The sequence below is a fragment of the Streptomyces sp. NPDC093089 genome, assembly GCF_044754405.1.
GTDB lineage: Bacteria > Actinomycetota > Actinomycetes > Streptomycetales > Streptomycetaceae > Streptomyces.
Map to the genome: position 1 here is coordinate 14,090 of NZ_JBIVPA010000002.1, position 11,730 is coordinate 25,819.

Annotated in this window: 13 protein-coding genes and 1 tRNA gene; 6 read left to right on the forward strand and 8 right to left on the reverse strand. The window is 73.8% G+C overall.

All coding sequences use genetic code 11. The features are described from left to right. Positions 1-102 precede the first annotated feature (102 nt). Positions 103-1,197, reverse strand: coding sequence for a succinyl-diaminopimelate desuccinylase (dapE, locus tag ACIQFX_RS03620; RefSeq protein ID WP_402458627.1), 1,095 nt, complete (start codon positions 1,195-1,197; stop codon positions 103-105). A gap of 37 nt (positions 1,198-1,234) precedes the next feature. On the opposite strand from dapE, the gene ACIQFX_RS03625 reads away from it, so the two are divergent. Together ACIQFX_RS03625 and ACIQFX_RS03630 are read left to right on the forward strand one after the other, a co-directional pair. Next, positions 1,235-2,194, forward strand: a complete 960-nt coding sequence (locus ACIQFX_RS03625; RefSeq protein ID WP_402458629.1) for a hypothetical protein — start codon at positions 1,235-1,237, stop codon at positions 2,192-2,194. Positions 2,195-2,496: 302 nt separating this feature from the next. Beyond that, positions 2,497-2,970: an ATP-binding protein gene (locus ACIQFX_RS03630; RefSeq protein ID WP_402458630.1), complete on the forward strand. Its 474-nt coding sequence runs from the start codon at positions 2,497-2,499 to the stop codon at positions 2,968-2,970. A gap of 118 nt (positions 2,971-3,088) precedes the next feature. Here ACIQFX_RS03630 and ACIQFX_RS03635 read toward each other — a convergent pair whose 3' ends face one another. Together ACIQFX_RS03635 and fdxA are read right to left on the reverse strand one after the other, a co-directional pair. After that, positions 3,089-4,183 (reverse strand): bifunctional succinyldiaminopimelate transaminase/glutamate-prephenate aminotransferase, encoded by a 1,095-nt coding sequence (locus ACIQFX_RS03635; protein ID WP_402458631.1) that lies wholly within the window; start codon positions 4,181-4,183, stop codon positions 3,089-3,091. Between the two features lie 86 nt (positions 4,184-4,269). After that, positions 4,270-4,590 (reverse strand): ferredoxin, encoded by a 321-nt coding sequence (gene fdxA, locus ACIQFX_RS03640; RefSeq protein ID WP_030207635.1) that lies wholly within the window; start codon positions 4,588-4,590, stop codon positions 4,270-4,272. Between the two features lie 112 nt (positions 4,591-4,702). On the opposite strand from fdxA, the gene ACIQFX_RS03645 reads away from it, so the two are divergent. After that, positions 4,703-5,758 carry a GNAT family N-acetyltransferase gene (locus tag ACIQFX_RS03645; protein WP_402458633.1) on the forward strand — a complete coding sequence of 352 codons (1,056 nt, stop codon included), beginning with the start codon at positions 4,703-4,705 and terminating at the stop codon, positions 5,756-5,758. Next, the gene (locus tag ACIQFX_RS03650) at positions 5,755-6,636 is read left to right on the forward strand and encodes a tetratricopeptide repeat protein (RefSeq protein ID WP_402458635.1); all 882 of its coding nucleotides are present in this window, start codon (positions 5,755-5,757) and stop codon (positions 6,634-6,636) included. The genes ACIQFX_RS03645 and ACIQFX_RS03650 overlap by 4 nt, the downstream gene beginning before the upstream one ends. A gap of 18 nt (positions 6,637-6,654) precedes the next feature. Here ACIQFX_RS03650 and ACIQFX_RS03655 read toward each other — a convergent pair. After that, positions 6,655-6,729: transfer RNA gene (locus tag ACIQFX_RS03655), tRNA-Leu, on the reverse strand. Positions 6,730-6,868: 139 nt separating this feature from the next. Between ACIQFX_RS03655 and ACIQFX_RS03660 the strand changes: the two genes are divergently transcribed. Continuing rightward, positions 6,869-7,231 carry a DUF1304 domain-containing protein gene (locus ACIQFX_RS03660; protein WP_402458637.1) on the forward strand — a complete coding sequence of 121 codons (363 nt, stop codon included), beginning with the start codon at positions 6,869-6,871 and terminating at the stop codon, positions 7,229-7,231. Further along, the gene (locus ACIQFX_RS03665) at positions 7,231-7,455 is read left to right on the forward strand and encodes a hypothetical protein (RefSeq protein WP_402458638.1); all 225 of its coding nucleotides are present in this window, start codon (positions 7,231-7,233) and stop codon (positions 7,453-7,455) included. The genes ACIQFX_RS03660 and ACIQFX_RS03665 overlap by 1 nt, the downstream gene beginning before the upstream one ends. A 128-nt stretch (positions 7,456-7,583) precedes the next feature. On the opposite strand, the gene ACIQFX_RS03670 is transcribed toward ACIQFX_RS03665, so the two are convergent. The 4 genes from ACIQFX_RS03670 to ACIQFX_RS03685 form a co-directional block, all read right to left on the reverse strand. Next, entirely contained in the window at positions 7,584-9,629 is a 2,046-nt protein-coding gene (locus tag ACIQFX_RS03670) for a hypothetical protein (protein ID WP_402458640.1), read from the reverse strand. A gap of 335 nt (positions 9,630-9,964) precedes the next feature. Further along, entirely contained in the window at positions 9,965-10,492 is a 528-nt protein-coding gene (locus ACIQFX_RS03675; protein WP_402458641.1) for a DUF6113 family protein, read from the reverse strand. Next, complete coding sequence (gene mshB, locus ACIQFX_RS03680; protein ID WP_402458643.1) at positions 10,489-11,379, reverse strand: N-acetyl-1-D-myo-inositol-2-amino-2-deoxy-alpha-D-glucopyranoside deacetylase; 891 nt, start codon at positions 11,377-11,379, stop codon at positions 10,489-10,491. The genes ACIQFX_RS03675 and mshB overlap by 4 nt, the downstream gene beginning before the upstream one ends. Before the next feature lie 72 nt (positions 11,380-11,451). Then, on the reverse strand, positions 11,452-11,646 hold the full coding sequence (locus tag ACIQFX_RS03685) for a hypothetical protein (protein WP_367822525.1): 195 nt from the start codon (positions 11,644-11,646) through the stop codon (positions 11,452-11,454). Between the last annotated feature and the right edge of the window lie 84 nt (positions 11,647-11,730).

Below are 11,730 nucleotides of genomic sequence, written 5' to 3' on the forward strand. Positions count from 1 at the left end.
TCCCTCCGCCGATCGGCGATCAGTCGTCGTTAGACCGCCAACTGATCTTCTGGTCCGGTCAGAGTAGGCCGACAGAGGTGACGAAACGCGAAATTACGGAAGTCAGGCAGTCAGCCAGTCGCGGAGTCGTGCCTCGCAGTGGTGGATCCGGTCGACGACGACGTGCTCGTTGACCTTGTGCGCGTAGATCGCGTCGCCGGGCCCGTAGTTGACTGCGGGCACGCCGAGGGCGCTGAAGCGGGCGACGTCGGTCCAGCCGAACTTGGGCTGCGCGCTGCCGCCGACGGCCTTCATGAAGGCCTCGGCGGCCGGGTGGGAGAGGCCGGGCAGGGCGCCGGGGCTCTCGTCGTCGACCACGAACTCGGCGATGTCGCAGCCGTCGAAGAAGTCGCGGACGTACGCCAGGGCCTCGGCCGGGGAGCGGTCGGGGGCGTAGCGGAAGTTGACGGTGACCGTGCAGGCGTCGGGGATGACGTTGGTGGCGACGCCGCCCTGGATCGCGACGGCGTTGAGGCCCTCGTGGTACTGGAGGCCGTCGATGACCGGCTTGCGCGGCTCGTAGGCTGCGAGGCGGGCGAGGATCGGGGCGGCGGCGTGGATGGCGTTGGAGCCCATCCAGGCGCGCGCGGAGTGGGCGCGCTCGCCGGCGGTGTGGAGGATGACGCGGAGGGTGCCCTGGCAGCCGCCCTCGACCTGGGCGTCGGAGGGCTCCAGGAGGACGGCGAAGTCGCCTTCGAGCCAGTCGGGGTGCGCGGCGGCGATCTTGCCGAGGCCGTTGAGGTCGGCGGCGACCTCCTCGTTGTCGTAGAAGACGAACGTGAGGTCGCGGTTGGGCTCGGGGACGGTCGCGGCGATCCGGAGCTGGACGGCGACGCCGGACTTCATGTCGGTGGTGCCGCAGCCCCACAGGATGCCGTCCTCGTCGAGCCGCGAGGGCACGTTGCCGGCGATCGGCACGGTGTCGATGTGGCCGGCGAGGACGACCCGCTCGCCGCGGCCGAGCCGGGTGCGGGCGACGACGTTGTTGCCGTACCGGTCGACGGTGAGGTGGGGCAGGAGGCGGAGGGCCTGCTCGATCGCGTCCGCGAGCGGCTGCTCGGTCCCGCTGACGGACGGGAAGTCGACGAGGGCGGCGGTGAGCGCGGCCCCGTCCTGGAACAGGTCGAGGGGGCCGTCGAGCGGGGTGATGTCTGCCATGTGCCGACCCTAACCCGCCCTCCAGTACGGTGGGCCCGTGTCCGAGCCCACCCGCCCCCGCCGTCGCGGCCGCCTCGCCCGTTCCGCGGCCGCCTTCGCCGTGCTCCTCGGCCTCGCCTCCTACGTGGCCGTCCACCAGGTGACGGGGAGCAAGGGCGCGCCACGCTGCACGGTGGGCAGCGGCGCGAACAAGTACGAGTTCACCTTGGAGCAGGCGTCCAACGCGGCGACGATCTCGGCCGTGGGCACGACCCGCGGGCTGCCGGAGCGGGCGGTGACGATCGCGCTGGCGACCGCGCTGCAGGAGTCGGCGCTGCGGAACATCGAGCACGGCGACCGGGACTCGCTGGGCCTGTTCCAGCAGCGGCCCTCGATGGGCTGGGGGACGCCGGCGCAGATCATGGACCCGGTGTACTCGGCGGGGAAGTTCTACGAGGGCCTGGAGAAGGTCCCCGGGTACTCGCGGCTGCCGCTGACGGTGGCGGCGCAGAAGGTGCAGCGGAGCGGTTTCCCGCAGGCGTACGCGAAGCACGAGCCGGACGCGACGCTGCTGTCGGCGGCGCTGACGGGCCGGTCGGCGGCGGCGCTGATCTGCTCGACGAGCAAGGTGGAGGGGGCTCCGGGGGATCCCGAGCGGTTCCGCGCGGAGCTGGTGCGCGCCTTCGGCGAGAAGGCGGCGCCGAAGGCGGTGACGGGCGGTCCGAGCGCGGGCCGGTCGGCGGCGGAGCCCGTGGTGCTCTCGCTGCCGGTGCGGGCGGGGTCGGGGGCGGCTCCCGGGGCGGACGAGCGGCGCGGCTGGGAGCTGGCGCAGTGGGCGGTGGCGCGGGCGGACGAGCTGCGCGTCGCGGAGGTCGTCTACCGGGGCCGGGTGTGGCGCGCGGGCGAGGCCGACGGCGGCTGGTCGAAGTCCTCGGGGCCGCTCGCGGACGGAGCGGTGGACGGGAAGGCCGGCGGGGGTTCCGGCGGGGAATCGGTCCGCGTCCGGCTCGCGCAGTAGGCGGTCACGCGTACGACCGTTCACTCGGCGGTGGCATGCCCCCGGTCCGGGGTGCGGGAAATTCGAGACGCGTTCGCGCGGGAATTCCCGTGCGCCTTTCGAACCCCTCAAGTCCCTTACTGGGCAAGGGAAGTGACGGTTCGGCAGACGCTTTCGCAATGACGCGTTCGTCCGTTTTCCTCCCCACCCGACAATACGACGCATTGCCAATTCTTTACCTTCGACCTCCGCAACCTCTCCCGCCCCAGGGCCGGTTGTCACTGCGTCCGAACGAACACGTCGCACCTCGTCGAAGGAGCACCATGTCCCTCCCCCTGACCCGTCGGATCGCCCGCGCCGCCCTCCTCATCGCGGCCGGAGCAGCCCCCGTGGTCGGTGCGGCCGGCTCCGCGAGCGCCCTGGACCACGGCATCGTCCCGACCGGCGCCCTCGGCGGGGTCACCGCCCTGGACGCCGCCGGTGCGGGAGGCGCCGTCGACAGCGCCTCCCAGACCACCACCGGCGTCGTCGGCGCCACCGGCGGCCAGGCCGTCGGCACGGCCGTCCCCGCCGCGGGCAAGGCCGTCGGCGCGGCGGGCAGGACCGCCACCCCGGCCGCCCAGAAGGTGGCCGGCGACACCGCCGGCAGCGCGGGCGAGGTCGTCGGCAAGACCGCCGGCGCCGCCGCCGAGAGCGCCGAGGGGCCGACCGGGGGCGCCCTCGGCGGCGGCCTCGGCGGCCTGCCCACCGGCCAGGCCCTCGGCGCCGCGCCGCTCGGCGGCCTGCCCCTCGGCTGACCCGCGCCACGACGCACCGTCGGCCGACCGGCGCCCCGCACCGTCGGCCGACCCGCGCCACCACGCACGGAGGGCCCGGAGAGCGAAAGCTCTCCGGGCCCTCCGGCGTCCCACCGGCTCAGGCCAGGCGCTTGACGGCCGCCTCGACCCGCTCGTCCGTCGCCGTGAACGCCACCCGCACGAACCGCTCCCCGGCCTCGCCGTAGAAGTCGCCGGGCGCCACCAGGACGCCCTTCTCCGCCAGGTACGCCACGGTGTCCCAGCACGGCTCGTCCCGGGTCGCCCACAGGTACAGGCTCGCCTCGCTGTGCTCGATCCGGAAGCCGTGCGCCTCCAGGGCCGCCCGCAGCGCCGCGCGCCGGGCCGTGTACCGCCCGCGCTGCTCGGCCACGTGCGCGTCGTCGCCGAGCGCCGCGACCGTCGCCGCCTGCACCGGCGCCGCGGTCATCATGCCGCCGTGCTTGCGGATCAGCAGCAGCTCGCCGAGGACGGCCGCGTCGCCCGCGATGAAGGCGGCCCGGTAACCGGCCAGGTTGGAGCGCTTGGACAGCGAGTGGACGGCGACGACGCCCTCGTACGAGCCGCCGCAGACGTCCGGGTGCAGGACCGAGACCGGGTCGGCCTCCCAGCCCAGCTCCAGGTAGCACTCGTCGGAGAAGACCAGGATCCCGTGCTCGCGCGCCCAGGCCACGATCCGGGTCAGCTCGTCCTTGCCGAGGACCTTGCCGGTCGGGTTGGACGGGGAGTTGAGCCAGAGCAGCTTCAGGCCCGCCGGGTCGAGCTCCGTGGGGTCGTCGTAGACGACGGGCTCGGCGCCGCAGAGCCGCGCGCCGACCTCGTACGTCGGGTAGGCGAGGCGCGGGTACGCCACCTTGTCGCCGGCACCGAGCCCCAGCTGCGTCGGCAGCCAGGCCACCAGCTCCTTGGAGCCCACCACGGGCAGCACGTTCTCGTGGGCGAAGCCCACCGCGCCCAGCCGCCGCTCGCACCAGCCGGTGAGCGCGTCCCGCAGCTCCTTCGTCCCCCACACCGTGGGATAGCCCGGCGAGTCCGCCGCCGCGACCAGGGCCTCCTGGATCAGCGCGGGGACCGGGTCGACGGGGGTGCCGACGGAGAGGTCCACGATTCCGTCCGGGTGCGCCAGGGCCGTCTTCTTGTACGGCTCCAGCCTGTCCCAGGGGAAGACGGGCAGGCGCGAAGAGACTGCGCTCACGGGTTGGCTCTCACTTCCTCTTACGTACGGGAAAACGCCTCGGTCCCGTACGGCGACCGAGGCCGTACGGGACCGGATGCGGTCGATCAGCCGTTCTGCGGCGGCAGGGCGGCGATGAAGGGGTGGTCACGCTCGATCTCGCCGAGCTTGGAGGCGCCACCGGGCGAACCGAGGTCGTCGAAGAACTCGACGTTCGCCTTGTAGTAGTCCTTCCACTCCTCCGGGGTGTCGTCCTCGTAGAAGATCGCCTCGACCGGGCACACCGGCTCACAGGCCCCGCAGTCGACGCATTCGTCCGGGTGGATGTACAAGGACCGCTTGCCCTCGTAGATGCAGTCGACGGGGCACTCCTCGATGCACGCCTTGTCCTTCACGTCGACACAAGGCTGCGCGATGACGTAAGTCACGCTGTCGTTCCTCCTCGATAGGGCTGGTCTGCGCGGGAGCGCGGCGTCGTCGATGCCCGCCCCTAGTATCTCCGTTCTTGGGGGCGATCCGAACAGGAGGGGCGGAGAAGCTGTGGAATTCACCGGCGGAGGACGCCTGGAAGTCCGAATCACCAGCGCTGACGTGGGGAAACGTGTCTCCGTTCGGTGCGTGACGGACGCACCGGAAGCGGGCGGAAAATACACCGATGCGGTCGGAGTTCTCACATCATGGGACGCCGGTGTGCTCCTGATCACACGGAAGGACGGCGCGACCGTCCGGGTCGAGGAGTCCTCGCTGGTCGCGGGGAAGGTCGTCCCCGCCGCCCCGGCCCGCCGCCGCGGGCCCTCCGCCACCTTCCCCGAGCTGGCCAGGGCCACCGCGCGCGCGTGGCAGCCCGTCGAGAGCGAACCCCTCGGCGAGTGGACCCTGCGCGCCTCCTACCGGGACGCGCCGCGCGGAGCGCGCCCGGGAGGGGCGGCGGCCGGTCCGCGGGTCGGGTTCACCCGGCGGGCCAACTCCGCGCTGCCGCTCGGTGACCCCGGGCTCCCGGTGACCGAGGCGCTGCACCGCGTACGGGACTGGTACGCGGCCCGGGGCCTTCCCGCGTACGTCCAGACCGCGACCGGCGCCGAGGGGACCCAGGAGCTCCTGTGCGCCGAACTCGACCGCCACGGCTGGCGGCGCGAGGTGTCCGCCGAGGTGCGGATCGCGGCCCTCGCCCCGATCGGCGACCTCGACGCCGACGTCTCCGCCGTCCGCCTGTCCCGGACGGTCGACGACGCCTGGCTCGGCAGGTACCAGCGCTCCGGGGAGGCGAGCCCCGCGGTCCGCACCGTCCTCGCCTCCGGCCCGAGTGTGTGGTTCGCTTCCGTGGCGGGCACGGGAGGGGTACCGGCGGCGATCGGCCGCTGCGTCGTCGACGGACGCTGGGCCGGCTTCATGGCCGTCGAGGTCGACCCGGCCCACCGGCGCCGCGGCCTGGCGACGTCCGTCATGACGGCGCTCGCCCGGCGGGCGCTGGACGAGGGCGCGTCGGCGGCCTGGCTCCAGGTGGAGGCGGACAACGACGCCGCCCTGGCCTTGTACGACGGGATGGGCTTCGCGGCCCATCACCACTACCACCACTACCGATGGGCGGAGGCGTGACGGAGGAAGGACCGCCGGACGCCGGAGCCGAGGGCGCCGGCGACCTCGGCCCGGACGAGGTGACCGACTGGCGGCGGGAGTTCGCCGAGGAGGCGCGGGCCGAACGGCCGGACCTCGCACGGCTCTGCCTGCTCGTGGGGGCGGTCGCCGACCCCACGGTCACCCGGCACACCCTCGACGAGGCGGAGATCGAGCTCGACCGCCTCGCCGGGCTCGTCCCGTACGCCACCCGGATCACCGGCGACTGGGCGACCGAACTCGCCGCGCTCCTCGGTGTCCACGAGGGCTTCGAAGGCGTGCCCGCGGACTACCAGCGCCTGGAGTCCTCGCTCCTGCACGAGGTGCTCCGGCGCCGCCGCGGCCTGCCGATCCTGCTCTCCGTCGTGTGGATGGAGGTCGCCCGCCGGGCCGGCGCCCCGGTGTACGGGCTCGGGCTGCCCGGCCACTTCGTCGTGGGCTTCGGCGACCCCGCCGACCTGAACCTCGCCGACCCCTTCGCGGGCGGGCGCACCATGACCGGCGCGGACGCCGAGCTGCTCGTGGCCAGTGCGACGGGCGAGGCGCTGGACCGCTCGATGCTCCGCCCGGCCGAACCCGGCGCCATCGTGCTGCGCATCCTCAACAACATCCGCGCCTGGGCCGCCTCCCGCCCCGAACGCTCCGACGTGGCCCTCTGGGCGGTGGAGCTCTCCCTGCTCCTCCCCTCCCACCCGGCCCGACTCCGCTACGAGCGCGCCGAACTCTTCGTGCAACGAGGGGAGTTCCTCAGGGGAGCCGTCGAGATGGAGGCCTACGCGGAAGTCATGGACGCGGTCGATCCCGAATCGGCCACCGCCATCCGCCGGCGCGCCCAGGCCGCCAGAGCGCTCCTGAACTAGCGCCGAGAGTCCCAAGGGGGCGGGGCGACCGGATTCGAACCGGTGTCCTCCGAGATGCTGTCGCGGCGCACTACCTCTGTGCTACGGCCCCGCCCTTGCCCGTGACCCTACGCGAACACCCGTCGCGCTGACGACTCGTTTTCGAGCGTGAACGGCGGGCGGCACCGACACGTGTCCGCGGCTCGCCCGCGTCACGCGCCGGTGGAGGGGCGGGCGGGGGCAGAATGCGGCCATGCCTTTGACCGCGGACATTCTTGTGGCCCTCGTTGCTTTGTTGCACGTGTACATCCTGGTGATGGAGATGTTCCTGTGGGAGCGGGAGACGGGGCGGGGGTTCTCGGGCTTCGACGCGGGGATGGCGCGGGCGACGGCGCCGATGGCGGCGAACCAGGGCCTGTACAACGGGTTCCTGGCCGCCGGGCTCGTGTGGGGCCTGATCGCCGACGACCCGACGGGCTTCCAGGCGCGGGTGTTCTTCCTGAGCTGCGTCGTGGTAGCGGGGATCTTCGGCGCCGCGACGGCGAACCGGCGGATCCTGTTCGCGCAGGCGCTGCCGGGCGCGCTCGCGCTCTCGGCGGTCGTGGTGGCGCACTGATGGGCACCGCGCACGGCACGGGCAGTTTCGTCGCGCACACGGGGACGGACGTCTACGGGCCGGGGAAGGTGATCGGGGTCGACGGGGTGCAGCGGCGGGTGCGGTTCACGCGGTTCGTGGCGACGATCCGGGCGGACGACCTGCGGGCCGCGTCACCGCGCGAGCGCCGGGAGGTCGAGGCGTGGCTGAGGGCGAGGAAGGAGCGGTACGGGGGCGAGTGGTGAGCGCGTACGCGGGTGGGGGCGCGACGCGGCGAGCCCGCGTGGGAGCGGCGCCGTGAGCGTACGCGGGCGGGACGCGGTGAGCCCCCGTCCCGGGTGGGACGGGGGCTCGGGGCCGGGCGCGGGTGGGATCAGCCTTCGCCGCTGAGGTCGATGGTCTTGGTGCGCTCGGCGAGGGTCTTGCCGCGCAGGGCGTCGCGCATGACGAAGGCGACGTCGTCGGCGGAGACCTGGTGCTTGGCGCCGTCGCCCTTGGTGATCATGATGCCGTCGAAGGCGCCGTCGAGGAGCCGGTCGATCGCCTTCTTGTCGTAGACCTCGACCAGTCGGCCGTCCACGGCCTTCATGGAGAGGATCTGCGGCAGCGAACGCGCCGGACCGAAGTCGATCTTCTTGCCACCCGCCTGGATCCGGATGAGGCCGGACATCGCGGGCGTGGCGAACTCCTTCATCGCCCGGTCCAGCTCGGCCTGGGTGACCGACGGCTGGCGGGTGGTCACGGGCAGTTCGACGAGCTTGCCCTGACCCGTCTCGACCTGGGCGCGGAAGGCGTCCTGGACGGAGATCATCGAGCGCTGGACGTCCAGGCCCTTGCCGGGCTTGCCCGGGACCGGGGTCACCTTGTTCGGCGCGAAGAGGATCGTGCCCTCGGTCGCCGAGGCCGAGCTGCCGGCCAGGTCGGTGAGGGCGACGGCGAGCTTCTCGCGGTCGACCGGGAAGACCGGCTTGGCGACCCGCTCGCCGCCGAAGAGCGAGCCGATGACGGAGACGGGGTTGTAGTCGCTGCCGGCGGCCGCGCGGACGGTCTCCTGGCTGTCGAGCGCCAGACCCGCCTTGTCGGGGGCGAGCTGGACCTTCGTGCCGCCGACGCTGAGCTGGAGCGGCGCGTGGGCGCGCGCGCCGAGGGCCTTCTCCAGCTTGTTGACGGCCTCCTCCTTCGTACCGCCGCCGATGTCCACGCCGAGCACGGTGGTGCCCTTCGGGACGTCGGAGTGGTTGAGGAGCAGTCCGGCGCCGTAGGCGACGCCGGCCAGGCCGACGACTCCGGCGGCGACGAGGACCCGCTTCGAGCGGCTCTTCTTCGCCGGGGCGGGCGCGGGCGCCGGGCGCGGTGCCGGGGCGGGCGCGGGGGTGCGCTGCTCGTCGACGCGCGGGGCGAGGTTCGGTCGGACCGCGCCCGGCGGGACCACGGGGATGCCGCTGGTGAGCGTGTCACCGGAGACGTGGCCCGCGCCGCCGTCGGCCGCCGCGCCCTGGCCGGCCGCGGGTGCGCGTCCGGCCGTCGGGGCGGGTGCCTGCGGGGTCAGGATCGCGGTGTCGTCCGACATGCGGGGTGCCTGGCCGCCGGGGAACGGCGAGCCCGCGCCCCGCGCTCCGGGCCGGCCCTGGGGCTGCCCGGGGGCCTGACCAGGTCCCTGACCCTGGCCCTGGCCGGGCCCCTGGAAGGGGCCGGGGCCGCCGAGGTCGGCGGTGCCGGTGACCGGGCCGGTGGTGGGGCCGGTCGGGGCCGCCGCTCCCGGACCCCGGTAGGCGGGGGTGCCGCCGGCGGGGGTCCCGTCGTACATCGGGGTGCCGCCCGCGGGGGTGCCGTCGTACATCGGCGTACCGCCGGCCGGAGTGCCGTCGTACATCATCGGGGTACCGCCCGAGGGCGTCCCGTCGTACATCGGCGTACCGCCCGCGGGGGTGCCGTCGTACATCGGGGTGCCGGCCGCCGGGGTCCCGCTCTCGTAGAGGGGGTTGCCGGACTGGGGCGCGGTGACCGGGCGGCTCGACGGGGTGTTGCCGACCGTCGGTACGCCGGAGGTCGCCGAGCCGGCGAAGCCGGTGCCCTGGGTGTCCGGGCCGGTGGCCTGCGGGCCGGGCTTGAGGGTGGGCGCCGGGGCGACGGGAAGCGCGGGGGCGGCCGGGGCGGCGGGCGGGGCCGCCTTGCGCGGCGCGAACCAGTCGCTGGTCTCCTTCGCCTTCGGGGCCTCCTCGGCCTGCGGCGCCTCGGGGGCGGCCGCGGGCGCGGGCTCCGGTTCCGCGACGGGGGCCGGCTCGGGCTCGGGGTCCGGAGCGGGCGCCTCGTTGACCGTCTGGCGGACCACGACCGGCGGGATCGGCCGCGAACCCGGGATGTTGATCCGGATCCGGGTCGTCAGGGTCGTCTCGGTCTTGGGCTCCTCCGGCAGCACGGGCGCGACGGGGGTCTCCTCCGGCGCGTCCTGCGTGGGGTGGAGCGACGGATACTGGCGGGATCCGTACGGCGGGGTACCCGAGGGGTACGCGGCTCCACCGCGCCCCTGGGCGCCGGAGGACGAACTGTCAGTCTCTCGACCAGATTCACGACTCAAAGCAGGATCTCCCGGTTGGCTCCACCGCCCGCTCTTGCAGATGCTCGTGATGACCCGGGCGGTTCGGCGGCGCGCACCACCATACTGGCCGCCGCCGTCTTGTACCCGACCCCCGGGTGACGCACGACGGGCATTCCGGCCGAAGTCGGGACGTCCCCGGTCTCAAGTCGTGCTGTTCACGGGGTCGGTCGGGGCAGCCGGGAGAGCGTGGTGCACATCACAGCGGCCGCCATTCCCCCGAAGAGGAAGAGCAGCTCACCGACGCCGCCGCCGAACGCCCCGTCACCCTCGGGGCGTCCGAAACTGAGCAGGACGATGGCGACGAGCCAGCCGCCGCCGGCCGCGGCGACGGCGACCTGGGTGCCGGTGGCGCGCAGGCCTCCGTAGAAGAGCGCGGCGGTGGCCAGGAGGGCGAGGACCAAGCCCAAGGGGAGCCAGGCGGCTTGGACGAGGGCGCCGGCGGTCCCGACGAGGGCGCCGAGGACGAAGAGGACCCCGTACCAGACGTATCGGGCGGCCTTGGAGGGCATCGGGTCGGGCGTCCGGGAGGGCTTCGCGGCCTTCTCGGCGGTCGCCTTGCCGGCCGTCGCCGGGGCCGCGTTCGAGCGCGCCTTCGCGTGCGCCTTCGGGTTCGGCTCGGAGCCCGGCTTGGAGCCCGGCTTCGGCTTCGGGTTCGGCTCGGCGTCGGAGGAGGGGGTGCTCACGCGGTCACCCCCGCGAAGAGGTCGGTCTCGCGGACGCCTGCGGGGGTGCCGGGGGTGCCCTGGACCAACTCGTAGTACTCGGTGGTGAAGATGGGCTGGCCCAGGTCGTTGGAGAGGGCGAAGAAGGGGCCGTCGACGGCGACCTGGGTGACGTGCGCGGCCATCGCGGCGCTCTTGCGGGCCGCGTGCTCGGGGCCGGCCTCGATCTCGGCGGTGATCCGGTCCTCGTCGACGACACCGGGGACGTCGCCGACGGCGGCGACGGCGGGGAAGGCGGAGCCCTCGGCCCGGAGTCGGGCGAATCCGGCCTCGACGACGGGGCGGGGGACGCGGTTCCAGTAGATCTTGGCGATCGTGTGGGCGGCGCCGAGGTCGGGCCGGTAGCCGGGGTCGGCGGCGAGTTCGGCGGCACGGGTGGCGACCCGGTGGGCCTGGATGTGGTCGGGGTGCCCGTAGCCGCCGTCGGGGTCGTAGGTGACCAGGACCTGCGGGCGGGTCTCGCGGATCACCTCGACGAGGTACGGGGCGGCCGTGTCGACGTCGGTGTTCCAGAAGGCGTTGTCGCGCCCGTTCTGCTCGACGCCCATCATTCCGGAGTCGCGGAAGCGCCCGGGGCCGCCGAGGAAGCGGTGGTCGGTGACGCCCAGCTCGCGCATCGCGGCGGCGAGTTCGCCGACGCGGTGCGGGCCGAGCCGGTCCTCCCGGTCGGGGGCCAGGTGGGCGAGGCCGGGCGGGATGACCTCGCCCTCCTCGCCGAGCGTGCAGGTGACCAGGGTGACAAGGGCGCCCTCGGCCGCGTACCTGGCCATGGTGGCGCCGTTGTTGATCGACTCGTCGTCCGGGTGCGCGTGCACGAGGAGCAGACGACGGGCGGGGAGATCGGTCATGGCCCTACCCTACGAGACCCCTCCCACGGGGGCGCCGATCCCGTGGCACCCCCTGCGGGGTGCCCGGCCGGGTCAGAACTTGAGGCCGCCGATCATGCTCGCCACGTTCGTCGTGAGGGTGCTGATCGACGAGGCCATGGACGAGCTCGCCAGGTAGAAGCCCAGGAGCGCGCAGACCGCCGCATGGCCGGCCTTCAACCCGGATTTCCGGATCAGCAGGAAGACGACGATCGCCAGCAGCACCACCGCCGAAATCGAGAGTGCCACGGCGGTTCACCTCCACACTTCTTCGGTCGGATATTCGAGCGGACAGGGCAGCGAGCATGTGCCAGTCGGGTGCATACCCACCTA